This is a genomic window from Streptomyces lydicus (genome assembly GCF_004125265.1).
Classification (GTDB): Bacteria; Actinomycetota; Actinomycetes; order Streptomycetales; family Streptomycetaceae; genus Streptomyces; species Streptomyces lydicus_C.
Genome location: NZ_RDTE01000003.1, coordinates 4,737,638 through 4,762,001, shown reverse-complemented (window position 1 = coordinate 4,762,001; position 24,364 = coordinate 4,737,638). Strand labels below are relative to the sequence as shown.

The 24,364-nt window shown below is 71.3% G+C and carries 19 protein-coding genes and 1 pseudogene; 12 read left to right on the top strand and 8 right to left on the bottom strand.

Annotation, left to right across the window (positions count from 1 at the left end; genetic code table 11):
• Window positions 1-133 precede the first annotated feature (133 nt).
• Window positions 134-1,090 (top strand): LysR family transcriptional regulator, encoded by a 957-nt coding sequence (locus D9V36_RS23330; protein WP_129295495.1) that lies wholly within the window; start codon window positions 134-136, stop codon window positions 1,088-1,090.
• 369 nt (window positions 1,091-1,459) lie between these two features.
• Window positions 1,460-2,155: a DUF4232 domain-containing protein gene (locus D9V36_RS23325; RefSeq protein WP_129295494.1), complete on the top strand. Its 696-nt coding sequence runs from the start codon at window positions 1,460-1,462 to the stop codon at window positions 2,153-2,155.
• Window positions 2,156-2,172: 17 nt separating this feature from the next.
• On the opposite strand, the pseudogene D9V36_RS23320 reads toward D9V36_RS23325, so the two are convergent.
• The 7 genes and pseudogenes from D9V36_RS23320 to D9V36_RS23290 all read right to left on the bottom strand — a co-directional run.
• Window positions 2,173-2,280, bottom strand: a pseudogene (locus tag D9V36_RS23320) (hypothetical protein); the annotation flags it as partial.
• A gap of 217 nt (window positions 2,281-2,497) precedes the next feature.
• Window positions 2,498-3,082: a hypothetical protein gene (locus tag D9V36_RS23315; RefSeq protein WP_129295493.1), complete on the bottom strand. Its 585-nt coding sequence runs from the start codon at window positions 3,080-3,082 to the stop codon at window positions 2,498-2,500.
• Window positions 3,082-4,344, bottom strand: a complete 1,263-nt coding sequence (locus D9V36_RS23310) for a DUF7224 domain-containing protein (protein WP_129295492.1) — start codon at window positions 4,342-4,344, stop codon at window positions 3,082-3,084. Before D9V36_RS23310 ends, D9V36_RS23315 begins: the two co-directional genes overlap by 1 nt.
• The gene (locus tag D9V36_RS23305; protein WP_129295491.1) at window positions 4,344-5,069 is read right to left on the bottom strand and encodes an ATP-binding cassette domain-containing protein; all 726 of its coding nucleotides are present in this window, start codon (window positions 5,067-5,069) and stop codon (window positions 4,344-4,346) included. The genes D9V36_RS23310 and D9V36_RS23305 overlap by 1 nt, the downstream gene beginning before the upstream one ends.
• 202 nt (window positions 5,070-5,271) lie before the next feature.
• Entirely contained in the window at window positions 5,272-5,643 is a 372-nt protein-coding gene (locus D9V36_RS23300) for a hypothetical protein (RefSeq protein WP_129295490.1), read from the bottom strand.
• Window positions 5,644-5,827: 184 nt separating this feature from the next.
• Window positions 5,828-6,802: an NADP-dependent oxidoreductase gene (locus tag D9V36_RS23295; protein ID WP_129295489.1), complete on the bottom strand. Its 975-nt coding sequence runs from the start codon at window positions 6,800-6,802 to the stop codon at window positions 5,828-5,830.
• Between the two features lie 345 nt (window positions 6,803-7,147).
• A complete protein-coding gene (locus D9V36_RS23290; protein ID WP_129295488.1) occupies window positions 7,148-8,227 on the bottom strand; it encodes an alkene reductase in 1,080 nt (359 codons plus the stop codon).
• A gap of 382 nt (window positions 8,228-8,609) precedes the next feature.
• Between D9V36_RS23290 and D9V36_RS23285 the strand changes: the two genes are divergently transcribed.
• The 10 genes from D9V36_RS23285 (at window position 8,610) to D9V36_RS23240 (ending at window position 19,791) form a co-directional block, all read left to right on the top strand.
• Window positions 8,610-9,116: a MarR family winged helix-turn-helix transcriptional regulator gene (locus D9V36_RS23285; RefSeq protein ID WP_129298626.1), complete on the top strand. Its 507-nt coding sequence runs from the start codon at window positions 8,610-8,612 to the stop codon at window positions 9,114-9,116.
• 330 nt (window positions 9,117-9,446) lie between these two features.
• Window positions 9,447-10,109, top strand: coding sequence for a hypothetical protein (locus tag D9V36_RS23280; protein ID WP_347239728.1), 663 nt, complete (start codon window positions 9,447-9,449; stop codon window positions 10,107-10,109).
• Between the two features lie 142 nt (window positions 10,110-10,251).
• Window positions 10,252-10,599 (top strand): PadR family transcriptional regulator, encoded by a 348-nt coding sequence (locus tag D9V36_RS23275; RefSeq protein WP_129295487.1) that lies wholly within the window; start codon window positions 10,252-10,254, stop codon window positions 10,597-10,599.
• Window positions 10,596-11,339 carry a hypothetical protein gene (locus D9V36_RS23270; RefSeq protein ID WP_129295486.1) on the top strand — a complete coding sequence of 248 codons (744 nt, stop codon included), beginning with the start codon at window positions 10,596-10,598 and terminating at the stop codon, window positions 11,337-11,339. Before D9V36_RS23275 ends, D9V36_RS23270 begins: the two co-directional genes overlap by 4 nt.
• 378 nt (window positions 11,340-11,717) lie before the next feature.
• A complete protein-coding gene (locus D9V36_RS23265) occupies window positions 11,718-12,017 on the top strand; it encodes a WXG100 family type VII secretion target (protein WP_033268020.1) in 300 nt (99 codons plus the stop codon).
• A gap of 75 nt (window positions 12,018-12,092) precedes the next feature.
• Window positions 12,093-12,407: a hypothetical protein gene (locus D9V36_RS23260; protein WP_129295485.1), complete on the top strand. Its 315-nt coding sequence runs from the start codon at window positions 12,093-12,095 to the stop codon at window positions 12,405-12,407.
• Between the two features lie 32 nt (window positions 12,408-12,439).
• Complete coding sequence (locus D9V36_RS23255) at window positions 12,440-13,168, top strand: hypothetical protein (protein ID WP_129295484.1); 729 nt, start codon at window positions 12,440-12,442, stop codon at window positions 13,166-13,168.
• A 10-nt stretch (window positions 13,169-13,178) separates the two neighbouring features.
• Complete coding sequence (locus D9V36_RS23250) at window positions 13,179-17,696, top strand: DUF6531 domain-containing protein (RefSeq protein ID WP_129295483.1); 4,518 nt, start codon at window positions 13,179-13,181, stop codon at window positions 17,694-17,696.
• Complete coding sequence (locus tag D9V36_RS23245) at window positions 17,693-18,325, top strand: hypothetical protein (RefSeq protein WP_129295482.1); 633 nt, start codon at window positions 17,693-17,695, stop codon at window positions 18,323-18,325. Before D9V36_RS23250 ends, D9V36_RS23245 begins: the two co-directional genes overlap by 4 nt.
• A gap of 77 nt (window positions 18,326-18,402) precedes the next feature.
• Window positions 18,403-19,791 (top strand): DUF308 domain-containing protein, encoded by a 1,389-nt coding sequence (locus D9V36_RS23240; protein WP_129295481.1) that lies wholly within the window; start codon window positions 18,403-18,405, stop codon window positions 19,789-19,791.
• Window positions 19,792-19,902: 111 nt separating this feature from the next.
• On the opposite strand, the gene D9V36_RS23235 is transcribed toward D9V36_RS23240, so the two are convergent.
• A complete protein-coding gene (locus tag D9V36_RS23235) occupies window positions 19,903-24,291 on the bottom strand; it encodes an FtsK/SpoIIIE domain-containing protein (RefSeq protein ID WP_129298624.1) in 4,389 nt (1,462 codons plus the stop codon).
• Window positions 24,292-24,364 lie beyond the last annotated feature (73 nt).

Here is a 24,364-nt window from a genome sequence, read left to right as displayed (position 1 = left end):
AAAGGCCGGATGACACCTTCGGTTTGCGCCCCTCTGGCGCCCTTCACTCCATGAGTCAACAACCACAGCATGCCGCCGGTCCAACACCCTTCATCGGACACGTGACAGCCTCAGGCTGTTACGGTGGGGATTTGTGGACCTCGACCTGCGCCAGGTGCGCTATGCCGTCACCCTGGCCGACGAACTCCACTTCGGCCGGGCCGCGGGCCGGCTCACCATCGCCCAGCAGACCCTCTCCGCCCAGATCAGAACCCTGGAGAAACGACTCGGCGTCCCGCTGTTCACCCGCGACCGCCGCCACGTCGCCCTCACCCCCGCCGGCGAGGCCTTCGCCGAACGCGGCCGACGCCTCCTCGTCGACGCCGAGCGCCTGGTCGACGAGATCACCCACACCTGCACACCCCTGCGCATCGACGTCGTCGCCGAGGGCCTGCCCTCCACGCTCCTGATCCATCACCTGCGCACCCAGGCCCCCGACCTGCCGTTCGAGGTGCTGCAGAGTCACGGCATGGCCGCAGCGCTGCCCCGCCTCCTCACCGGCGACCTCGACGTCGCCTTCGGCCGGCCCTTCGGCCTCGGCCGTCCCCTCGGGGCGGCCCTCGCCACCATGCCCGTGGGCCTGGACCCCATCGGCGTCATCCTCCCCACCGGCCACCCCCTCGCCGACCGGGACGAGGTCCCCCTCGCCGCCCTCGCCGATCACCCGCTCCTGATCCACGCGGCGGACGAGTCCTCCGAGTGGCACGACTGGGTCGACCAAGCCGTCGCTGCCTTCGGCCTGAAGGTGGCGACACGCGTACGCGGTCACGGCCGCACCTCCGCGCTGGCCGCCGTCCAAGCCCTGCGCCACCCGGCCTTCGGCCGCACCTCCGCGCACCTCCCCGACGGCCTCACCGTCCGGCCCCTGAGCGACCCCGTCCCGCTCTACGCCTGGCACGCCGTCTGGAACACCACCGCCGCGCACCCCGCCGTCAACCGAGCCCTGGAACTCATCCACACCTACGCCCGGACCCACCACTGGCACCGCCTCCCGAACGCCAACTGGTGGCTCCCCAGCCCCGATTGCGACACGCTGCGGGCCAGGAACTGATCAACGACCAGCCGTCCGACGCCGCCGTCCGCATGTTCATGGTCTCGTTCCTCTCAGGCACAACCCATTCTTCGCGCGATGGCGAGGCGTCGGCAGGCCCGGCTGTCACCGGTCAGGCAGGACAGATGTCATGCGTGCACGTCACCTGAGGCGCCCTGCCCGCGTGCGACGTGGTGTTGCCGGGCGAACGACGGTCGGTCGTCAGCTCGGGGGGCATGCCCACGAGTCGGCCTCACCCGTTCGCGCGCGGCTTGTTAGTGGGACGTGAGTGAGGCGTTCACGGAACGTCAGTGGCCCCGGGAAGAGTGGTGTTCACACCGCGGGAACGGCCAAAGCAACTCCCGCACGAGATGCAGGGGGAACCCGATCATGCGTACTTCCCGGATTCGTACCGCCGCCCTGGCCGCTGTCACCGCCGCGCTGGCGCTGGGCCTGACCGCCTGCGGTGGCGCCGACGGCGGCGCGAAGGCGGCCGGCGGCGACAACGCCGCCGCCAGCGCGCAGAGCCAGTCCGCGTCCGGCGGGGGCGGTACGGGCGGCACTGAGCAGGCCAACGGCGGCGGCAACACCAAGGGCGGTGCGCGCTCGACGACCGCCTCGGGCGGGACGGGCCAGGTCGCGGGCAAGGGCCAAACGGCCGGCGACGGGCAGTGCCGCGGCGACGAGATGCTGCTCACCGCGGTGCACCGGTTCGCCGGGCAGCAGGGCGACCACCTGCTGATCACCGCGACGAACAAGGGCACCAAGCCCTGCTGGGTCACCTCCTACCCGGCCGTGAAGCTCGGCGACGCCGAGGGCATCGCGCTGCCGCACTCGAAGAAGGACAACCCCGGCGGCGGCGCGCACCTCACGCTCCAGCCCGGCGGCAAGGCATACAGCGCCGTGAACCTCTTCGACTACGGCTCGAAGCACCAGACGGCGCAGTCGTTCGCCCTCGCGCTGCGCGGCGCGGACGGTCACACCGGCCCCACCTACTCCGTCGACCTCACCGGCGCCAAGCCGCAGTTCAGCTGGAACGAGGCCGACGTGCTGAACTGGAACACCAAGAAGCCCTACGACTTCTGAGAACCGGTTCTTTCGCGTCAGGCAGGAGTGCGGGCCGCCGCGAGGTCGAGGGCGAGGGCGATGTCGGTGATCACGTCTTCCTGGCCGCCGATCAGCTTGCGGCGGCCTACCTCGATGAGGAGCGCTGTCCGTCCTCACCGGGCGGTGTCGCGGCCGGGCGGTGTCGCGGCCGGGCGGGGCAGGGCGGGCGGGGCAGGGCGGAGCGGCCAGCCGACCGGCCGGCCGGACCTGCGTGGACGTATCCAAAGCCGCTGAGCCCGGCGTGCCCGCTGAGCCCGGTGCGCCCGGCCTGCCCGGCCTGCCCGGCCTGCCCGGCGTGCCCGGTACGGCGGAAGCTCGTCCTCAGCTCTTCCCGCGTGAGGGCAGGCGTGCGGACAGGAACACCCCGGAGACGAACACCGCCGCGGTCACCGCGAGTGCGGGGAGATGGGTGCCCGGTTCGGGGAGCAGCGCCCAGGCACGGGGGTGTCCGAGGCCGTCGTAGCCCTCGACCACGACCAGCAGGATCCAGCCGAGGGGAACCACCAGCGATCGCTCGCCGAGCAGGGGCCGGGACATGAGCATGAGGCCTGTGAGCAGGGCGGTGTTCCGGCCGACGGCGCCTGCCGCGCCCGAGCCGAGGGACCAGGAGAACGCATAGCCGATGCCGACCGCGGCCAGCACCACGAGGGTGACCAGGGTGGCTTCCATCCTGCGGAACGGGCGGATTCCCGCCTGCTCGACATCGCCCACCCGAGCGGAGAGCACCGCAATGATCGCGGCGCAGACCACCAAAGGCGCGAAGAGCATCAGCTGTACCTCGTTGCCGCCCGCCAGCGACGGCATGGCCGCGAGCCGGTCGCGGAAGAGCCATACGAGCAGGGCGAAGACGACGAGCCCCGATGGAATACCGAGGTGGGCGCGTCGCGCCTTGATCCACCAGTACATCAGCCGGCCTTTCCACAGCTACGGGACCGGGCTTGCGCAGCACTGAACCACGCCGCCTGCTGTCGTACCGGCAGCTTCCTGACCTTCTCCACGGCGGCGACCGTCTCGTGTGGAAACGAAGCACCGCGCACATCGAGGCCGGCAGTCGCGCGCAGCCACAGATCCAGCGCATCGGCCTGCCGGAAGTCCTGACGGCCCAGGCACGACCACTCCGCGTCGTCGAGCGGAGCGTGCGCCACGCTTCGGGCAAGCTCGTCCGTGCCGGTCCGGGGCAGGAACCAGAGGTGCCAGACGCCGGGCCCCGCGGTGGCGTCGAAGCGTGCGTACGTGATCTTCCGTGGCGCCGGCACTCCCGCACCGTGCAAGCGCTCCACGACCGATCCTGCTGTCGCCTGAACCCTCGGCAGCGTGTCCTGGTACAGCTCGGGCACGCACACGGTGACGGCGGTGCCCCTCCGGCATTTCTCCGCCATGGGGGAAGAGGTCATCGGTGTGCGGTACCCCCAACTCGACGCCACCGCCCAGGAGGTGGCGATTCCCGCGAGAGCCAGCAGCGCGGCAAGGGTGATCCGGACCGCTGACCGCCACGGGCCCCACAGCATCATCACCGCACCCGCGAGCGTGCAGGTGAACACCACGGGGACCAGCAGGGCCAGGGGCGATACGGCCTGGTCGATCTCCGGCGGCCTCAGGGTGTAGGCCGTGGCGTGCCGCAGCCAGAGCGTGCCGGGGAGGTCGGCCGAGCTGTTTCCGGCGTAGCCGATGAAGAACCAGGTCCCGGCCATCACCAGCGGCGCGCAGACCGCGGGGGAACGGGACACGTTCCCGATCGCGAAACCGATCACCGCGTACGGCACGGGCAGCAGCAGTCCGGTCACGACCGCCGGCACGGATGCCCCGTCCGGGACGACCGACGCCTGCACGAAACGCGTCACGGTCATCACCGCCATGACCACGACGCCCAGCGCTGCGGGCAGGATCAACCGCTGCGCGGCGATCCGGTACCTGCTGCGCCAGGGGCCCATGTCCCAGATGCCGCTCTGCCGCAGCCTGCCGGCTTCCCAGGCGCCGCAGCCCGCCGCGGCCGCCGCGGCGAATATCAGCGCCTGGTAGGCGGCCGCCGAGACCGTCGGCGCGTGTCTGTTGTCGAATGCGGCAAGGCTCTCACTGGAACCGGAACAGGCCACGAAGATGGTGAAGACCAGCACCGGCGCGGCGAGGAACGTGGCACCGGACGTACGCAACAGCGTCTTCACGTGCATCACTCACCGCCCGACAGCATGCTGTAGGCGGCTTCCGCTCTGCGCGCCGGCGCGGTGTCGTGGGGGGCGTGAGCCAGGAACCCGCCGGTGTCTCCGTTGTAGGTGAGCTTTCCGCCGTCCAGGACGGTGACGTTGTCCGACTCCTCGGCGAGATCGGCCACATCGTGCGTCGAGAGCAGGACCGCGACATGTGCGGGAAGCCGGGCCAGGACGTCACGGAAGACACGGCGTTGCCTGGGGTCCATGCCTGCGGTGGGTTCGTCGAGCAGGAGCACGTCCGCGTCGTGCACCAGCGCCTGTGCGACGCCGACGCGGCGCAGTTGGCCACCGGAGAGCGTGGTGGTCTTCACGTCCTGCTTGTCGGCGAGGTCGACCTGCTGCAGTGCGGCAGCGGCTCGGCTCCATGCATCGCTTCGGTTCATGCCCTTGGTCCAGCCGACGAAAGCTACTTGCTCGCGAGCGGTCAGACCGGACATGGCGGTGATGTGCTGCGGCATCCAGGCGACCTTGCGCCGATAGTCGCGGCTCGTGGCGGGCATGCCCCGGTAGGTGATGGTGCCCTGATGAGGGCGCCGGACGGACGCGGCCAGGGACAGCAGCGTCGATTTGCCGGCTCCATTGGGCCCCAGGAGCACCGTACTTCCCGCGCGCAGGCTGTAGTGGAAGTCGGAGAACACGCTCTTGCGCCGGTACGCGAACCAGCAATGGGATATCTCCAGGGGCACGCAGAGTCTCCAGGTGATCAGAGAACAGGGGCCCGCGGCGTGCGCGGACCCCTCACCAGACGGTCTGATTCGTACTTCTCGTTCACAGTACGAGACGTGACGGTGTGTCTGCTGCTCGTTTCCTTCCTCGCCCTCCCACTGCACCGGAGGGGTTCCGTGGCACCTGGTCGCGGACGCTACGCAGGCCCGGCCGTCGCCGTGATCATGGCCGGGCGGCTGTCCCACGCATGCGGGCCAGTTCCTTCTTCAGCTCCTCCACGGTGCCGAGGCGGATGCTCTCGTCCCGGACGGAGGGGTCGAGAGCCACTGCCACGGCGGCCTCTCCCACCTGGTCGGCGGTGAGCCACGAGGGGTCGCCCTTCGGACGGCTCCGGTTGATGACCGGCCCGAGCAGGAGGTTGTTGGCGCGGCGCCGTCCTCGCAGCTCGGCGCTCAGTGCCTCCCGCATCATCAGCACGGCCGCTCCGTGCATGCTGATGATTCCCGCCTTCGGGTAGGGCTCGCGGGCGGCGAAACCGGTGACGAGTGTGTAGCTTCCGGCGGCGTCGAGCCGGGGAATGAAGGCCCTGGCCACGGCGACATGGGAGGTGGTGGTTTCGACGACCTCGGCAGGTCGGAACCGGCGAGTCGGACCCTGGCGGGTCGGTGGCGGACGGGGTCGGTGACGGACGAGGCCGGTGGCGGACGGGCCCGGCCGGTCTGCCGGGCCCGTCATCGCCGGGTCACACCCGGGGTCACACCCGGGGTCACGCCCGGGGTCACGCCCGGGGCCGCGCCTCAGGGGCGAGGGGAGTCCGGGCGGTGAGGACGATCTTGCCGCGCAGGTGGCCCTCGTCCAGGCGGTGATAGGCGTCGGCCGCCTTCTCCAGCGGGAAGACCGCTTCGAGCGGCATCTGCAGACGGCCGTCCTCGATCATGGGCAGGACGTCGTCCATGACCTGCGGCAGGGGCAGCATCTCGCGGGAGAAGCGCACGCCGTGCCGGGCGGCGTCGAGGTCGGCGATGGTGAGGACCTTGTCCGGGCTTCCGGTCAGTTCGACGGACAGCGGCAGGACGCCGCGTCCCGAGGCGTCGAGGACGGCGTCGATGCCCTGCGGGGCGGCGGCGCGGATCCGTTCGGCCAGGCCGTCGCCGTAGGTGACGGGGGTGGCGCCGAGGTCCCGGAGGAAGGGGTGGTTGGCCTCGCCGGCGGTGCCGATGACGGTGGCGCCCAAGGCGCGGGCGAGCTGGACGGCCATGAGGCCGACGCCGCCCGCTGCGGCGTGGACCAGCAGGGTCTGTCCTGCGACCACGCCGAGCCGGCGCAGGGTGCGGTACGCGGTCTCGGTGGCGACCGGCAGGGCGGCGGCCTGCTCGAAGGTGAGGCTGTCGGGCTTGGCGACGATGTTGCCGGCGTCGGCCAGGGCGTGGGTGGCGGCGGCGTCGTGCCGGACGGTGAGTCCCAGCACCGCCTGGCCGGTGCTCCACTGCGTGACACCGGGGCCGAGCGCGTCGATGACACCGGCCATCTCCAGACCCAGGGTCTGGGGCTCGGCGGGAGCCTCCTGGCCGGGGGCGAACAGGCCGCGGCGCTTCTTGGAGTCCAGGGCGTTGGCGCCGGCGGCGTGGATGCGGACGCGGACCTGGCCGGGGCCGGGTTCGGGGAGCGGCACTTCGGCCAGTTCCAGTACCTCGGGGTCGCCGTAGAAGGCGTGTTGGAGCCTGCGGGCGGAGGCGGGGGCGGCGGCGGTCATGGCGGGTCCTTCGGGGGAGGGGGAACGGAGGGGTGGGTTTCGGAGGGTGGGGCCGGGGTCCGGGGCGGGCGTGCCCGGGGCGGACATGCCCGGGGCGGGTCGGCGCGGGTGTCCCTGGGCCGACCCGGGCGCCACTGGGCCGACGCGGGCGTCCCAGGGGCGGCGCGGGCGTCCCAGCGGTGGCCGGCACGGGTGGCCTGCCCCAGGGCGGGCCGGCATGGGACGCGTACCCCGGGGCGGGCCGGTGCGCCGTGCTCCGGCCCCGGGTTGTGGTGGCCGGTGGCCCGGCCGCGTTGTGGTCGCCGGCGGCCCTTGTCGCGACCGGATGAACCTTGCCGCGACCGGTCAGGCGGGCAGGGCCGGGTAGTCGGTGTAGCCGCGCTCGTCGCCGCCGTAGAAGGTGGTGCGGTCGGGCTCGTTGTACGGGCCGCCGGACGCGAGACGGCGGGGCAGGTCGGGGTTGGCCAGGAACAGCGCACCGAAGGCGAGCATGTCCGCGGCACCGTTCTCGATCAGGCCGAGGGAGTCGTGGCCGGTGGGCTCGGGGTGCGTGAACGGGTTGAGGACGAACGTGCCGGGCCAGTCCTTGCGCAGGCGCCCGGTCAGACTCTGGTCGGGGCCTTCGAGCACGTGCAGATAGGCCAGGTCCAGCGGGGCGAGAGCGGACACCAGGGCCGTGTAGGTCGCGTCCAGGTCCGACGGGTCCGTCTCGGCGATGTCGTTGAAGGGGGTTCCGGGGGAGATACGGATGCCGGTCCGGTGGGCGCCGATCGCGTCCGCGACGGCGCGGGTGACCTCGACGGCGAAGCGCACCCGGCCCGCGGTGTCGCCTCCCCAACCGTCGGTGCGCTGATTGGCGTTGGGGGCGAGGAACTGGTGGATCAGGTAGCCGTTCGCCCCGTGGAGCTCCACCCCGTCGAAGCCGGCGGCGACGGCGTTGCGCGCCGCGTCGGCGAAGTCGGCGATCGTCCGCACGATCTCGTCGTGCTCCAGCTCCTTCGGTGTGACGAAGTCCTGGGGGCCCTGGTGGGTGTACACCTGGCCCTTCGCGGCGACGGCGGAGGGGCCCACCGGGATCAGGCCGTCGGGCAGCAGGCTGGGGTGGCCGATCCGGCCCGTGTGCATCAGCTGCGCGAAGATCACCCCGCCCTCGCGGTGGACCGCGTCGGTCACCTGCCGCCAGGCGGCGACCTGCTCGGCGGAGTGCAGGCCCGGGGTGTCGGGGTAACCCTGGCCGACCACCGACGGCTGGACGCCCTCGGTGACGATCAGGCCGGCGCTTGCCCGCTGGGCGTAGTAGGCCGCCATCAGCTCCGTCGCACCGGCCCCCGGCCCGTAGGCGCGGCTGCGGGTCATCGGCGCCATCGCCACGCGGTTGGCCAGGCGCTTGCCGCCCAGCTCGATCGGGTCGAATGCGGTCGTCATGATCACTCCTTCGGTAGGGGCGGGAGGCCACCGGACTGGCGGCGCTCCCTCGGCATGCGAGGCTCAGCAAACCATTACCTAGCCGAACAAGTAAAACCCTCCGAACCCATTCCGACCCCGTGCGTGAACTGCGTCACCCGCCGGCCCGCACACCCGGAAACCGCTCGTTGACATGTGACAACAACCCGCTGAACCCAAGGGCACCACGAGGCGCGGAGGGTCGCTATCCTGGCTGCATCCGGCGAGCTGTGAGCCGGATTACTGTCCGGCAAAGTTCAGCCGGGAAAGGATGCACTTGATGAGCCGGACAACCAATCGGACAGACCAGCGGGACACGCCGAACCGGCCGCAGCAGGCGGCGCCGGCCACCTCCTCGGTACCGGTGCCCGCTGTCGCCCAGGCGGGGCCGGTCAGCCACGCGATCTTCCGGGTGGCCCGTCTGCACCGCATGATCGCCGGACAGCTGCTGCGCCCCCTCGGCCTCCACCTCGGCCAGGAGCTGGTCATGATGCATCTGTGGGAACTCGGCCCCCAGCGGCAGACCGACCTCGTGCGCCTGGTCGACTCCGATGCCGCCACCATGACCCGCAGCATCAAGCGCCTGGAGAATGCCGGCTTCGTGCGCCGCCGCCCCTGCCCCGACGACAAGCGCGCCGTCATCATCGAACCGACCGCCGCCAGCCAAGCGCTGCGCCGCGAGGTCGAACGCATCTGGGCCGAACTCGAAGGCGCCTCCACCGGCGACCTCACCCCTGCCCAGCAGTCCGAAACCCTGCACGCCCTGCAACGCCTCGAGGACAACCTCGCCCGCACGGCCGCCCGTTCCCCGGAAGGCACCCGGGAAGACGCCCCGACACCGGCTGCGGACGCCGACTCGACGACCGGCTGACGACCGGTTGCGACCGGCTGCGACCGCAGGGGCGGAAGTCACCCAAGTGACGAGCGCGTCATGCCCGTTGCCCGCCTCGCCGCCACCCCTGCCGATGCCTCGCCGCTACCGGCCGGCTACTGGCATCCCCCCGGCCCTGACGCACTTGACCGCCCGGTCTCCATCAATAGCTGACACCTCCTCGGCGGCAAGCCCTCGCCGCAAGCCCCGCAGCACGCCCCCACGGCACCCCCTCGCAGCGCATTAGCCCCCCGTTAGCGAAACGCCAACCCGATCTTGGAAGCTGATGGTGGTTCAGACGCAGGACGAGAAAACAGAGCAACAGGAGTCATGATGAACGCCGCCACCACCACCAACCGCTTCCGCGGCCGCGCCGGTCGCCGTATTGCCACCGCCATCGTCGTCGCGGCGGCGCTGGGTCTGGGGGCCACGGCGTGCGGGGAGGGCACCAAGGCGGCGGGCGCCGCCGGGTCCTCGGGCTCTTCCTCGGCCGCGGCCGGCTCGCAGCAGGCCTCGCCCCCGGCCCAGTCCGCGGGCGGATCCTCTTCGGGCCAGTCCGGCTCGCAGGCGCCGGGACAGTCCGGCTCGCAGGCGCAGGGGCAGAACGGCGGCACGTCCGCCACGGCGTCGTCCGCCTCCAAGTCGGGCAGCGGGTCCGGCTCCGGCGGGGGTGGCCATGCCCAGGCGGGCAACCACCGCACGATCGTCGGCAAGCTGGAGTACCTCGCGCCCGGCAAGCTGATCGTCAAGCCCGAGGGCGGTGGCATGGACCAGGCGTTCTTCGTCGCCAACGACACCACTGTCCTCGGCGCGGCCGCGATCTGCTCCAAGGACGGGGGCAGCGTGACCATCGGCGGGGACGGCTACGGCACCTCGAAGTGCACCTTGGACCAGCTGGAGAAGGCCGCGAAGACCGGCAGCGTGACCGTCCGCGTCACCATCGACCGTAAGTCCGGCGCCGCCGAGACGGTCGAGGAGAAGTACCACCCGTAAGCCCCCGCGTCCTCCGCGACCCGCGCCCCGGGCGGTGAACCCCGCACCGTGGGCGCGCCGGGCAGGCGCCCGGCGCGTCCACGGGCCGAGGCATGGATGACTATCTTGCAGTGCATGACTCTTGCTGTGTAAGGTACCGGCCATGGAGGAAGCACCCACCCCCCGCGCCCAGTGGCTACGAGGGGTGCTGGACATGTGCCTGTTGGCCTTGATGGCGGAGGCGCCGGTCTACGGCTACGAGATGACCGTCCGGCTCGCCGAGGCCGGGCTCGACGTCGCGGACGGCTCGATCTACCCGGCGCTGGCGCGCCTGCGTAAACGCGAGCTGGTCGAGGTCGAACGCCGCAGCGGGGACGGGGGGCCTGCCCGTACCTACTACAGCCCCAGCGAAGCGGGCCTGCAGATGCTCCGGTCGTGGGGCCGTGACTGGAACGAATTCGCCACGAGCATCGGCTCCATCATCAGCCAGACGACGCGGGAGGAATCATGACGCTGACGGTCGAGGACGCGATACACCAGGCCACGAAGACGTGGCGCCGCCTCGGAATCGAGCAGGACGCGGCCGATGAGATGGCGGAGGAGCTGGCGGCGGATCTGACCGCCGCCGCCTCCGACGGCCGGTCGGTCACCGACTACATCGGCGGTGACCTCGACGCGCTCGCCACCTCCTGGGCGGCCGAACGCGGTCTGCTGCCTACCGGCCCGCGCCTGAAGGAGACCGCCCTCGCGGCGGTCAGGGGCGCCGCCGTACCTGCCGTTGTCGCCGTCGTCCTCTGGTGGGCAGGAATGCCCGGTGGTCTCCTCGACCGCGACAGTGAAGCCATGACCACGCAGCTGCACGGACCGCCGGTGTGGGAGGTGCACCACTACCCCAATCCCGGCACTCCTTTGATGTGGGTGGGCTGGGCCGTATGCCTGCTTGCCGCGTTCTTCTGGATCCGGTCCACCGTGGCCGCGGAGCTCCGGCGCCAACACGACCCCGCACACGACGTGACCATGCGGGCCCTGACCAAGGCCCTTCCCCTCATTCTCCTTGCAGCGGCCCTGCTGGGCACCGGGATCAACTTCTTCGGGGATTACGCGTTTTCGTACTTCCAGGTCATCGTCACTGTCTTGATCGCGCCGGTCGCCATGCTCGTCGCCGTCGCTGCCGGCGCCGCCTGGGTCCGGGGCCGCGCCTGCCCGCCCCTGAACGCTTCCCGGTTGAAGTACCGGCTGCCGGCTGCCTGAGCCGGTCCTCTTCGGCAGCCCGGTCCCGGCCCTGCCCGAAGCGCGGAAAGCGCCCCTCCCGCTCAAGCTCCGATCCCGCATTCGCATCCCGTCACCCGCACCCCAGTTGAGGCCCAGGTCAGCGACCTGGGCCTTTTTCGTTGGCCGGAGCGGGACGTCAGATCAGGCACGCGCCGCGAGCGCACCCTGCCGGCCGGCGCGTCGTCCGCGGACGGCGGGCGCGACGAATGCAGCGCTCCGGCCGGCTGGTGCAGCGCTCCGCCCGGCTTTCGTCACCGTTCCGCAACAGCCGTGAACCGCCCCGGAAGTTGCCCCGTACAGCCCCGTGTGTGCGGCCCCAGCGGGCCGCGGCGATACGCAGCGAGGGAAGGAATCGGCATGGCCGGCGGCAACATCAAGATCAGCCCGGACGAGATGCGGGAGGCGTCGACCTGGCTTCAGAACCAGAAGGAACTGATGCAGCAGAGCCTCCACGAGGCCAACACCAAGATGGACGAGATGGTCGAGGCGGCCTACGCGACGCCCGGCTCGGAGAGCAAGTTCCGCCCGTACTGGGAGGAGTACAAGAACGGCACCGAGAAGGCCATCGAAGGTCTGCAGGGCGTCAGCGAGTTCATCAAGCAGGTCGCCGACGCGTTCGTCGACACCGACGACCAGACGGCCGGCTCCATCGGCTGACGTGCCCCGCACAGTCCGGCCCCGCCCTCCCCGTGAGGGCGGGGCCGGACGGCCGGAGCAGGAGAGGAGACACCGATGGGCAACATCAGCGTGCCTGTGCAGGACCTGAAGGACACCGTCAAGGAGCTCCAGAACATCGGGGATCTGATCGGGAACTCCGCGACGCTCTACCACGCCACCGGCGGCGCGGGGGACTTCAAGAGTCTGGCCGGCGACAGCACGCTCGCGGACGCCCTCGACGCGTTCGACAAGGCGTGGGTGGCAGGTCACGAGCGGGTTCACGACAACGTGAAGACGTTCGCCGACAACACGGACACGATCGCCGAGAACTTCACGCAGACCGACGACGAGACCGTCAAATCGCTGGACGAAGACAAGCAGGACGCGTGACGGAGGAACGTCGCGCCGAAGGGAAAAGCGCCATGACGGAACCGACCACGGAGCAGCCGGAGGCGGCCGCGCCCGCGGAATACAGCCTGAGGTTCCCCGATTCGTGGTGGCATCTCGACCTCGACCCGAGCACGCGGGACGCGTCGATCCGCCGCCGCATCGAGGCACAGGTGGAGAAGGCCCCCCAGCTCACCCGCGAGCAGGTGGACGGGCTGATCCGCGACACCCGGCGCACCGCCCGCGAGGCGTACGCGCAGGGTGCGCTGCGGGCCTCGGGAATGATCAGGATCCTGCGCGCGGGCAGCGGTCCTCTGGTGCTCAGCGCCACCACAGTGGTGCTCCGGATCTCCGTTCCGGAGGAGCAGTCGGAGGATCTGGCGGACCTCGTCATGGCCGCCGGCGTGCAGCTCGGCACCGAGGCGGAAGGCACCGGACTGCCGGCCGGCGAGGTGGAGTTGGTGGAACTGCCGCATGCCGGGGCGGCCGGGCGGATCTCCCGCATCGAGGACGTGGACTACCAGGGGAAGCGGGTTCCCACCGCGGTGCGGCACACCCTCGTCCCGGTGCCCCACACCCACGACTACCTGGTGATCGCCAGCTCCACTCCCAACGTGGATCTGGCGGAGCAGTTCTACGAGGTCTTCGACGCGATCGCGGAGTCGCTCCGCTTCGACGGCCAGGCCGACACGACCGACGCGGCAGGTCCGGCGGCGGGAGCCGCCGAGGGAAGCCCCGTGGGCGAAACAGAACAGGAAAAGTGAGGTAGCGGCCATGGCCCGTCCAGCGGTGTCCGATTGGGAAGACGTCTTCGGGTTCTCGGACGACCCGACCCCGGGTGATGCGGACATGCTCGGAGACCTGGCCCGCCAGTACCGTTCCGTAGCGGACAACGCGGGCGATGCCCTGCCCCTCGTCTCCGGCCTGGAGGGCAACCAGGTCGGCGAGGGCAAGACGATGGACAAACTCCGGGACAAGCTGGGCGACCTGGCCAACCAGGTCCGCAAGCTGCACAGTTCCTACGACCAGGCAGCCGGCGCCCTGGACACGTACGTGCACTCGCTGCGCGACCAGCAGCGCAACGCCGACAACGCCCTGGAGAAGGGCCGCGAGGCCAAGGACCGGCTCGAATCGGCCACCGACGTCGTCAAGGCGGCCGGCGCCGACATCAGCCACCTCGACGGCGAGAAGCACCCGCCGGACGACAAGGAAGCCCGGGCCAGCACCCGTCGCGCCCTCGACGAGGCCCACAGCAAGCAGTCGGGGGCCCAGGCGCGGGCCGACGACGCCCAGGCCGACCTGGACGCGGCCCGCATGCTCGCCGAGGACGCCCGCCAGGTCCGCGAGGAGGACGCCGCCACCGCCGCCCAGAAACTGGACGACGCGAGGGACGAGTCCGTCGCCGGCTACAGCCTCTGGGACAAGATCAAGAAGGCGTTCAGCAAGGCCCTCGCCATCATCAGCGCCGTCCTGGGCGTACTGGCACTGCTGGTCCCCGGACTGCAGGGGCTCGGCATCGCCCTGACGATCGGTGCCGTCGTGGCCGGTGCGGCGTCACTGGGCATCAATATGTCGATCATGGCCGAGACAGGCGACTGGGACATCGGCGAGATCGTTCTGGGCGTCGTCGGCATCGTCGCGGGCGGCGGCGCGCTGCTCAAGGGGCTCGGAAGCGTCGGCTCGGCGCTCAAGGGCCTCAAGCCCGGCACGATGAAGAACATCGGGTCCGGCGCCGCCCGTTCCGTCGGCCGGGAGGGAATCCGCAAGAAGTGCGCGACCGACCCGGTCGACGTGGCCACCGGCGAGATGCTGCTGACGCAGACCGACCTGGAACTCCCGGGCGTGCTGCCGATGGCTCTCGCGCGGACGCATCTGTCGACCTACCGCTACGGGCAGTTCTTCGGCCCCTCCTGGGCCTCCACCCTGGACGAGCGCCTCGAGGTCGACGACCGGGGCCGGGCGTGGTGGGCGCGGGAGGACGGGTCGATCCTGACCTACCCGCGGCTCCCCGAGGCCGGCTCGGTGGACGACCTGGTGTGGCCCGACGAAGGCCCCCGCCTGCCGCTGGCAGCCGAGGAGACGACTGAGGGCGGGATCGCCTACGTCGTCCGCGAGCCGGGCACCGGCCTCGTCCACCACTTCGCGGACCGCGCCACGGACGGCGCCGACGACGAGACCCGCGTGCACTGGCTGGTCCGCCGGCACGACCGCAACGACAACGAGGTGCGGATCGAGCGGGAGGCGGACGGCTCCCCGACGGCGATGGTCCACTCCGGCGGCTACCGCGTGGAGCTGAACTGCGTCGCCGGCCTGCTGCTGGACGCCTCCGTGGTCACGCCCGAGGGCCCGGTGGAGGTGATGTCCTACCAGCGCGACACGGACGGCAACCTCAGCCACATCGTCAACTCCTCCGGCAAGGCGCTGGTGTTCGGCTACGACGAGCACTCCCGCATCACCTCCTGGACCGACCGGAACAACTCCACGTACCGGTACGTCTACGACGAGCACCACCGCGTCACCGAGACCATCGGCCCCGACGGCTACCTCTCCTCGCAGTGGAGCTACGACCCGGCCGAGCAGCGCACCCACTACACCGACGCCTGCGGCGCCACCACCGTCTACCAGCTCAACGACCTCTACCAGGTCATCGGCGAAACCGACCCCCTCGGCAACACCACCGCCTCCGAGTGGGACCGCTACGACAACCTCCTCGCCCACACCGACGCACTGGGCAACACCACCCGCTACGAGTGGGGCGTAGGGGGCGACCTCACCGTCGTCGAGCACCCCGACGGCAGCCGCACCGAGGCCACCTACAACTCCCTGCACCAGCCCACCGAGATCGTGCTGCCGGGCGGGACGACCTGGCGGCAGGAGTACGACGCCCGCGGCAACCGCACCGCCGTCACCGGCCCCGACGACGCCGTCACCCGTTACACCTACGCTCCCACCGGCGCCGTCGCCACCCTCACCTGGCCGGACGGCACCGGGACCCGCGTCGACACCGACCCCGCGGGCCTGCCGGTGCGCGTCGTGGGCCCGTCGCCGGCCTCCGGCCGGGGAGAAGACCCCTCGGACGTCGGGACGACGTGTGTCCGGGACGCGTTCGGCCGTCCGGTGACGGTGACCGATGCCCTGGGCGCAGTCACCGGGCTGGAGTGGACGGTCGAGGGCCTGCTGTCCCGGCGTACGGCCGCGGACGGCAGCGTCGAGGAGTGGCGGTGGGACGGGGAGGGCAACTGCCTCTCCCATACCGACCCGGGCGGCGGCACGACCGCCATGTGCTACACGCACTTCGACCTGCTGGCCGAGCGCACCACACCCGACGGCGTCACGTACGCCTTCGCCTACGACGCCGAACTGCGCCTCACAAGCGTCACCAATCCTCAGGGGCTGACCTGGGACTACACGCACGACAGCGCAGGGCGGGTCACCACGGAGTCGGACTTCGACGACCGCCGCTTCAGCTACGCCTACGACGCGTCCGGTCAGCTGACGGCCCATTCAACCCCGCTGGGTGAGGAGATCCGCCTCGAGCGGGACGTGCTGGGACGGGTCACCGCCAAGGACGCCGCCGGTGCCGTCACCCGCTACACCCACGACGCGGACGGACGCATGATCCGCGCCGAAGGGCCAGGGGCGACGCTGGAAATGGCCTACGACGCCGGTGGCCGGCTGCTGTCGGAGACCGTCGACGGCCGCACCATGCGCTACGGCTACGACCCCGCCGGACAGCTCGTCTCTCGCACCACCCCCACCGGCGCCACCTCCACCTACACCTATGACGCCGCCGGCAACACGACCGGCGTGTCCACCGACGGACACCAACTGACCTTTGTACGCGACGAATTGGGACGGGAGACCGAACGGTTCTTCGGCGCGGACGTCCGGCTCTCCACCGCCTACGACTCCCTGGGCCGGCTCGCCCGCCAGCACCTGACCTCCGGTCACGAGCTGCGCCGCGGCCGCTCCTACGGCTACCGCCCTGACAGCCACCTCACCGCGATCACCGAGGAGGTCACCGGCCGGACCCGCCGCATGGACCTCGACCCCGTGGGGCGTCCGCTCGCGGTGACGGCGGAAGGCTGGTCGGAGGCTTACGCCTACGACGCCGCCGGTAACCAGACTGCGGGCGACTGGCCCGGCCGGCGGGCCGACGACGACGGCGCGCGCGGCGAGCGCACCTACCAGGGCACGCGACTCCTCTCCGCGGGTGGTGTCCGCTACGAGCACGACGCCGCCGGGCGCATGACGCTGCGTCAGAAGGCGCGGCTCTCGAAGAAGCCGGACACCTGGCGCTACGAGTGGGACGCCGAGGACCGGCTGACCGCCTGCACCACTCCCGACGGCACCCGCTGGACCTATACCTACGACCCGCTGGGCCGCCGCACGGCGAAGTACCGCATGGGGGACGACGGCGCGCCGGTCGAGGCGGTCTTCTTCAGCTGGGACGGCGCGCGCCTGGCGGAGGAGTCCACCTCACGCACGGGCGTCACCGTCACCTGGGACTACGAGGACCAGCGGCCGCTGACGCAGTACGAGCGCCGGCTGACCGCGGCCGACGGGCAGGCGCTGCCGCAGGACGAGGTCGACGTCCGCTTCTTCGCGATGGTCACCGACCTCGTCGGCACTCCCACCGAACTCGTCGGCGAATCGGGTGAGATCGCCTGGCACACGCGGGCAACCGTGTGGGGCTCCACGGCCTGGAATCGCGACGCCACCGCCTACACGCCGCTGCGCTTCCCCGGCCAGTACGCCGACCCCGAAACCGGTCTTCACTACAACGTTCACCGGCACTACGACGCAGACGTCGGGCGGTACACATCACCTGACCCGCTGGGGCTCGTGCCGGACCCGAACCCCTACGGGTATGTGAACGATCCTTTCCAGGTATGCGACCCCCTCGGACTGGCTCCTTGCGTCGTCTACAGGAATCTGAACGAGCATGATGATCCCAGCAGGGGGCTGGTGGCGAAGAACCCGAACGGCAACTACAAGCCGGCGGGGCACGTCATGAACGGAAGTCACCCGTCCGCCAAATCACAGTTCATTTCCACGACGAATAGCCTGGAAGTACTTGAGAAGTGGAAGAATATATACGGCGCCGTTAGAATCGACCTCTCCAAGTACGATGGCAAGGTCTACGACCTCACAACGGATGCGGGACGTAAGGCCGCTGGAATCAAGCCGCGAGGCAGGCCGCTCAAGTACGCCATAGCTTCGCAGGAAATCCTGCTTGAGGGGCGCGTGCCCGCGGAAGCAATAACCTGGTTCAGGAAGCCTGGAGAATGATGACTGACTCTGACACGGCGGACGAGCTGACCGAAGCTCTGGACTCGCTCACGTTGCCTCTTCGGTCCAACGAGGGCCTTGACGAGGAAGCACTGGAAAAAGCATCCAGCGTACTCCGACAGTGCGAACAGGAATGGGACGGGCGTTCCCTGATTCCCAGGGAGGCGCTGGCCGAACTCGTGGATGTGTACGCGGCACTCAATGGAGTGTCTTATGCGTACCCTGAGCCTGCGCGCTCGGCGATCGGCCGTGCGGCCCGCGAACTCCAGGGGCTGGCGCTGTCGACGGTGAAGAAGCAGCGAGTCGAAGACGAGGTGATCCTGCCGGCCGAAGTGCTCTCACTGGCCGACAGGTGGGACAGCGTTCTCCGTGAAACCCGGGATCTCCAGCAGGTTCCGTCACAGAAGCTGTCCGACTTCCTTGGCGTGCTGGACGGCCTGACCGAAGAGCTTCAGGACCAGGATGAAATCCCTCGCACCCTCGCACGCACATTGATCAGCTTGTTCCCTTCGCTCGTCGAAATTGCTTCTGAGTTTGATTCCGCAGCACAGCAGGAAGTGATGGATTCCGCAGTCGAGGTTCAGGAGCACGTCTGGGAATTCGTGAACGCGGACGCGGACGATTCCTGACGGCAGATCCACGAGCACGTGTGACCGGATGCGTCCGGGGCATGCCCCCGTGACTGACGGAAAGTGAGGTGACGTCCATGACGCGTCCGCCGGTGTCCGACTGGGAGGACGTGTTCGGGTTCTCGGACGATCCGACCCCGGGCGATGCGGAGCTGCTCGGCAGACTCGCGCGCAGCTACCGCTCGGTGGCCGACGACGCGGGGGACGCCCTGCCCCTGCTCTCCGGGCTGGAGGACAACCAGGCCGGCGAGGGCAAGTCCATGGACAAGCTCCGGGACAAGCTCGGTGATCTGACCGAGCAGGTCCGCAAGCTGCACAGCTCCTATGACCAGGCGGCCGGTGCGCTCGACACGTACGCGCACTCGCTGCTCGACGTGCAGCACAAGGCCGACAAGGCGCTGGAGGACGGCCGGGAGGCCAAGGGGCGGCTGAAGTCGGCCACCGAGGTGGTGAAGGCCGCCGGCGCGGACATCGGCCGGCTGGACGCCGCGCACCATCCGCCGGACGACCACGAGGCCCGTGCGAGCACCCGCCGCGCGCTGGACGAGGCGCGCGCCGAGCAGTCCTCGGCGCAGCGGCACTCCGACGACGCGCAGGGGGATCTGGACGCCGCCCGGGCGCTCGCCGAGGACGCGCGGCAGGTGCGCGAGGAGGAGGCCTCCGTCGCGGCCCGTGCGCTGGACGACGCCAAGGAGGAGTCTGTCGAGGGCTACAGCCTCTGGGACAAGATCAAGAAGGCGTTCAGCCTCGCCCTGGGCATCATCAGCGGGGTGCTGGGCGTGCTGGCCATGCTGGTGCCCGGTCTGCAGGGCGTCGGACTCGCCCTGTCCATCGCCGGCTTCGTCACCGGCGCGACGGCGTTCGGGATCAACATGTCCATGAGCGCGGAGAAGGGCGAGTTCAACGTCCTCGGCATCGTGCTGAGCAGCATCGGGCTGTTCCTCGGCGGCGGCGCCGTTCTCAAGGGCGTCGGTTCGATCGCCAAGTCGGTCACGTCCGCGGTCAAGGTGGGCGGGGCGCGCGGCGGCATCAGCAAGATCAGCAGCGGGTTCAACCAGTTCCGGGGCGAGTTCAAGAAGATTCCCGAGGCCGCGGGGAAGGTCCCCAGGAACATCTGGATCTCCGGCAAGGACTTCAAGAAGCTCCCCACCGACATCGTCAACGCGGTGAAGGGGATCGGATCCAAGATCGACGATCTCGCGTTCCTCGCCAAGGCGGCGCGGAACCCGGCCGGTGCGGTGAGCTCGGTGCTGCAGAACGTCCTGGCGAACGGCTTCCGGTTCCCCGCGTCGTCCCTAAGGCTGCCGACCCTGGACGGCCTGCGGGGCCTCACCCACGCCTGGACCCGCACGGACGTGGCCGGCTTCGCCCTGGGCGTGGTCGGCCTGGGCTACGGGCCGCTGGCCTACACCGGTCACACCACCCCGCCGGTGCACGACGACAGCTACCTGCCCGGCACTCCCTGACCGGGGCCCGTGCACGGGCGCCCGCACCCGCGCACCGGCCCGCACACAGCGCGAGGGCCCCGCACCGGCCGAAGCCGGTGCGGGGCCCTCGCGCATGCCGTCCCCGTCGGGTCAGCTGCCGGGCTTCGGCAGGACCGTCTCCGGGACCTGAACCGTCCGCAGCACCCCGTCGCCCAGGTGCAGGATCGCCCGGCCCGGGCGGGACGCGCCCAGCCGGCTGCGGGGCACCTTGACGCCGATCAGTTCGCCGTCGCTCATGTTCTGCGGCTTCAGCAGCAGACCGCAGCGGTTGCGGCGGGCCTCGGTGTGCCAGCCGGAGAAGCCGGAGGAGAGCCGGTCGGTCTGCCCGGCGATCACCAGGCCCCGGCCGGTCTCGGCACCGGACTTGGCGATCGGCGTGAGGACGGACTCCGCCTTCGACTTCAGCAACAGGTCGGCGTCGTCCAGGATCACCACGGCGCCCTTCGGCGCGGAGGCCAGCGCCTGCTCAAGGGCCGTGGGGTCGATGTCGGCCTCGTCGAACACCGCGAGGACCCCGGGCCGTCCGGCGAGCCGGCGCAGCGGCGACCTGGCCGGCGCGCCGATGACGATGGGTGTCCTGACCGAGAGCAGCGACATGGCCAGCGTCGCCAGGACGGTGCTGCGCCCGGAGCGGGCGGGCCCGGAGACGAGGAACGTCGGCGTGATGGAGAAGTCGGGTCCGACCGCGGTGAGTTCGTCGCCGCCGACACCGGACAGGGCCCACCGTGCGGACGTAAGCGGCCGCGGCACGTACTGCATCGCCTGCTCCCAGGTGAGCCGGTCCGGCAGGGTGTCGACGCGGAACGGCCGGGTGGCGGCCGGCAGCTGAGCCGCCCGCTGCCGGCACTTCTCGGCGATCTGCTGGAGCGCCGCGGCCTGCGCCTGGCCCTCCGGGTTCTGCGTGAGAAGCGCGATCTGCACCTCCGCCTTGTCGGCGGCACGGAAGGCGCGGCCCGGCGGGATCTCGTCCGGCACGTTGCGCTGGGTGATGCCGATCTGCCCGTACTCGGACTTCTCGTTCAGCTTGAGTACGAGCTTGTCCTCGGTGGAGCCGTTGACCCGGCTGGAGAACAGCGCCCGGTCACCGGTCATCACCAGGTGGATGCCGACGCTCGCGCCGTCCCGGAGCAGGGTCAGCACGGCGTTCAGCAGGTTCCCGGAGTCGTACTCGCCCAGCTGCTTGTCGAAGACCTCCCAGCGGTCGATGAACAGCAGGATGTGCGGCGGCCGTTCGGACTCCGGCAGAGCGCGGCGCAGCTCCGCCAGGTCGGCGCTGCCGCGCGCGGCGAGCATCTCCTGACGTCGGCCCAGCTCCGCCGTCAGCCGGGCGAGCAGCCGGGCCACCCGGTCGGGTTGGGTGCGCTGGGTGATGGCCCCGCAGTGCGGCAGGCCCTCGATGGGCAGCAGCGCGCCGTTGCCGCAGTCGATGCCGTACATGTGCAGCTTGTCGGCGGAGTGGGCGAGGGCCGTGACGCCGGCGATGGTGCGCAGCGTCTGGGACCTGCCCTGCCGGGGCGAGCCGATGAGGTGCAGGTGCCCGAGCGTCGCCGGGTCGATCACCAGGGCCTGCCGGGCCTGTTGTGCGGGCAGGTCCACGACGCCGTACGCGACGGGCGCCAGGTCATAGTCCGAGGGTGGGGGAGGGGGAAGTTCGCCGGTGACGAGGACCTCGGGCAGCGGCGGCAGCCAGGGGCTGTGCTGCGCCGGAATGCCCATCTCGCGGTCCGCGGCGCGGATCGCCTCGACGAGGCCGGTGAGGTCGGTCTCCACCTCGGCGGGCGCGGCAGCGGCGCGCGGCCGCGCCGGCAGCGGCTCGCCGAGCCGTTCCCAGCCGACCGCCACCGCCCAGGGCGTCGGCAGCGAGGCCGCCGCGGCCCCGGGCCGCCGGCCGCCGACCCGCCCCGACTGGAACGGCACCAGGGAGTTCTGGCCGAGGCGCACATAGGCGCGGCCGGGGGTGCTCTGCGAAATACTGGCGGCCTCACCGGAGTTGAGGACGTCCTGGCTCTCGCCGGCGTCCGTCACCCGCAGCGCGATGCGCAGGTTGGTGTTGGCGCGGATCTCCGAGGAGACGACGCCGCTGGGGCGCTGCGTCGCCAGGATCAGGTGGATGCCGAGGCTGCGGCCCCGCTGCGCGATGTTGACCAGGCCCTTCACGAAGTCCGGCAGGTCGCGCACCATCGAGGCGAACTCGTCGATGACGATCAGCAGCCGGGGCATCGGGGTGCGGCCGGCCGCCGGCTCGCGCTCCAGCAGGTCGATGTAGTCCTCGATGTCCTTGGCGCCGGCCGCGGCGAGGATGTGCTCGCGCCGGGTGAGTTCCGCCGTCAGCGACACCAGCGCCCGCTCGACGAGGTGGGCATCGAGGTCGGTGACCATGCCGACGGTGTGCGGCAGGTCCACACAGTCCTTGAACGCGGAGCCGCCCTTGTAGTCGACGAGCACAAAGGTCATCGCGTCCGGACGGTTCGCCACCGCGAGCGAGGCGACCAGCGTCTGGAGGAGTTCGGACTTGCCGGAGCCGGTGGTGCCGGCGACCAGCCCGTGCGGGCCGTCGCGCTTCAGGTCCAGATAGAACGGCCCGTCCAGGGAGACGCCGACGGCCGCCCGGGTCGAGCGGCCCCCGGCCGTCCAGCGCGCCCGGATGCCGGCGGACTGCGGCGGGTCGAGGGCGAGGACGTCGAGCAGCCGCGCGGAGCCCGGGAGCACCGCGGCCCCCTCGTCGTCCCCGCCCGGGTCCCGCATCGGCCCCATCGCCCGCGCCAGCGAACGGCACCAGTCCAGGGACACCACGTCGGGCCGGATGCCCCCGACGGTGCCCCGCCCGGAGCGTCCCACCCGGACGGTTCCGCCGGGCTCCTCGGCGACGACGGCGTGGCACTCCTCGGGCAGCAGCCGCTCCTCGGCGTCCAGGCAGACCGCGCGGACGCCGACGGACGGCCCGTCGCGCAGGATCTGTGCCACGCCGGGCAGCGAACGGAGCCTGCGGGCCCCGTCGAGGACGACCAGCACATCGGGCCCGGCACTCCGGCTCTGCCGGTCCTCCCGTCCGGCGCGCTCAGCGATCAGCGTGGTCAGTTCGGCGACCCGCCGGGCGCAGGTCTCGGTGCCGTAGCCGATGCTCGCCGGGGTGTCGCCGGACTTCTTGCGCACATGCGGCAGCCAGCGCAGCCAGGACCAGCCGTCCCGGCCCGGGCCGCCGGTCGTCAGCAGGTGGATCTGGAGGTCACGCGGGCTGTGCAGGACGGCGGCCTGGGCGACCGCCCACCGGGCCACGGCGCGCGCGGCCGGGCCCTCGCCGGCGATGCCCAGGACGTCGTGCTCGCGCAGCGGAACGGTCACCGGGACGTCGTACGCGGTCCACGGGTCCTGGCGGCGGTGCTCGTCCTTGGTCGGGTCCGTCAGCACCACGTCGGAGGGCAGGTCGGCGGTCCCGATGCGCAGTTCCAGGAAGTCGGCGTCCGAGGTACGGCGCTCCCACAGGCGGCGCCGGGGGCCGACGGCGGTCAGGACGACCTCGGCCGGGTCAGGGAAGCCACGGCGCCGGGCGGTGCGTTCGGCCGTCAGGGCCTGCTCCGCGTCGCCCTCGATGCGCCGCTTCTTCTCCTCGTAGGCGGCGACCTCGTCGGAGTGCGACTGGCGTCCGTTGCGCCGGCTCATCAGGAAGTTGCCGACGATCACGACCGGGGAGAGCAGCCCGAAGAACAGCATCTGCATCCGGCCGAAGGCCAGCGCCCCGACCCCCGCCATCACCAGCGGGGCGGCCGCGGTGATCCACGGGAGCGGCCGGGCGGCGGGCGTCGCGGGCGGGGAGGGCAGGGTGAAGCGGGTGGCGTTCTGGGCCGGCCGCAGCCGCGGCGGCCGGTTGTAGTCCCAGCCGGTGCCGTCCTCCGACAGTTGCACGGCCGCGTCCGGCCGCTGCGGGAGGGCGAGTTCGAGCAGGCAGCCGCCGACCAGGAGCTGGGCGCCGGCCGGCCAGGCGGTGGCCCCGGCAAGCTCTTCGCGGTCCAGTTGCGGGGGGCCGGCGTCCGGCGCGGCCGACGCGTCGGGGGCCACCCGGCAGCGTCCCCCGGGGCCCACCGTCAGGACGGCGCACGGCCGGTCCGGGACGGCGCGCAGCACCTGGGCGGTCCCGTCGTGCGCCAGTCCGATCCGGTACTCGCCGATGTCGAGCCGGTGCACCGTGCCCGCCCCGGTCCCGCCGACCGCGCGGATCTCCACCAGCCCGTCCGGTTCGGCCGACGCGGCACCGGCCGGGCGGCCCAGGCCCACGACGGCCGCGTGGCGCAGCGGCGCGTCCCGCAGCCGCATATCGGCGGGCAGCAGCCGGTCGCCGGCGTACAGGCCAAGGCCCTCCGGTGGCCGGTGGACGCCGCCCGCCCCGGCCAGCGCCTGGGCGACGGCCCCCACGGGCGTGTCGGGGTCGGCGTCGAGGTGGACGTCGAACGCGTCACCGTCCCCCTCGACCACGGTCAACATCAACGACACGAAACGTCCTCCAGCCGGCGTGAATGGGGAGCCGCGGGGCCCCGATCGAGGGCACCCGTGCCAC

Bases quoted from the DNA above. Each gene is read 5' to 3' on its own strand.
- D9V36_RS23325 (WP_129295494.1), top strand. From the start codon at position 1,460: ATGCGTACTTCCCGGATTCGTACCGCCGCCCTGGCCGCTGTCACCGCC.
- D9V36_RS23315 (WP_129295493.1), bottom strand. From the start codon at position 3,082: ATGTACTGGTGGATCAAGGCGCGACGCGCCCACCTCGGTATTCCATCG.
- D9V36_RS23310 (WP_129295492.1), bottom strand. From the start codon at position 4,344: ATGCACGTGAAGACGCTGTTGCGTACGTCCGGTGCCACGTTCCTCGCC.
- D9V36_RS23295 (WP_129295489.1), bottom strand. From the start codon at position 6,802: ATGACCGCCGCCGCCCCCGCCTCCGCCCGCAGGCTCCAACACGCCTTC.
- D9V36_RS23290 (WP_129295488.1), bottom strand. From the start codon at position 8,227: ATGACGACCGCATTCGACCCGATCGAGCTGGGCGGCAAGCGCCTGGCC.
- D9V36_RS23280 (WP_347239728.1), top strand. From the start codon at position 9,447: ATGATGAACGCCGCCACCACCACCAACCGCTTCCGCGGCCGCGCCGGT.
- D9V36_RS23275 (WP_129295487.1), top strand. From the start codon at position 10,252: ATGGAGGAAGCACCCACCCCCCGCGCCCAGTGGCTACGAGGGGTGCTG.
- D9V36_RS23270 (WP_129295486.1), top strand. From the start codon at position 10,596: ATGACGCTGACGGTCGAGGACGCGATACACCAGGCCACGAAGACGTGG.
- D9V36_RS23265 (WP_033268020.1), top strand. From the start codon at position 11,718: ATGGCCGGCGGCAACATCAAGATCAGCCCGGACGAGATGCGGGAGGCG.
- D9V36_RS23260 (WP_129295485.1), top strand. From the start codon at position 12,093: ATGGGCAACATCAGCGTGCCTGTGCAGGACCTGAAGGACACCGTCAAG.
- D9V36_RS23255 (WP_129295484.1), top strand. From the start codon at position 12,440: ATGACGGAACCGACCACGGAGCAGCCGGAGGCGGCCGCGCCCGCGGAA.
- D9V36_RS23250 (WP_129295483.1), top strand. From the start codon at position 13,179: ATGGCCCGTCCAGCGGTGTCCGATTGGGAAGACGTCTTCGGGTTCTCG.
- D9V36_RS23245 (WP_129295482.1), top strand. From the start codon at position 17,693: ATGATGACTGACTCTGACACGGCGGACGAGCTGACCGAAGCTCTGGAC.
- D9V36_RS23240 (WP_129295481.1), top strand. From the start codon at position 18,403: ATGACGCGTCCGCCGGTGTCCGACTGGGAGGACGTGTTCGGGTTCTCG.
- D9V36_RS23235 (WP_129298624.1), bottom strand. From the start codon at position 24,291: ATGTTGACCGTGGTCGAGGGGGACGGTGACGCGTTCGACGTCCACCTC.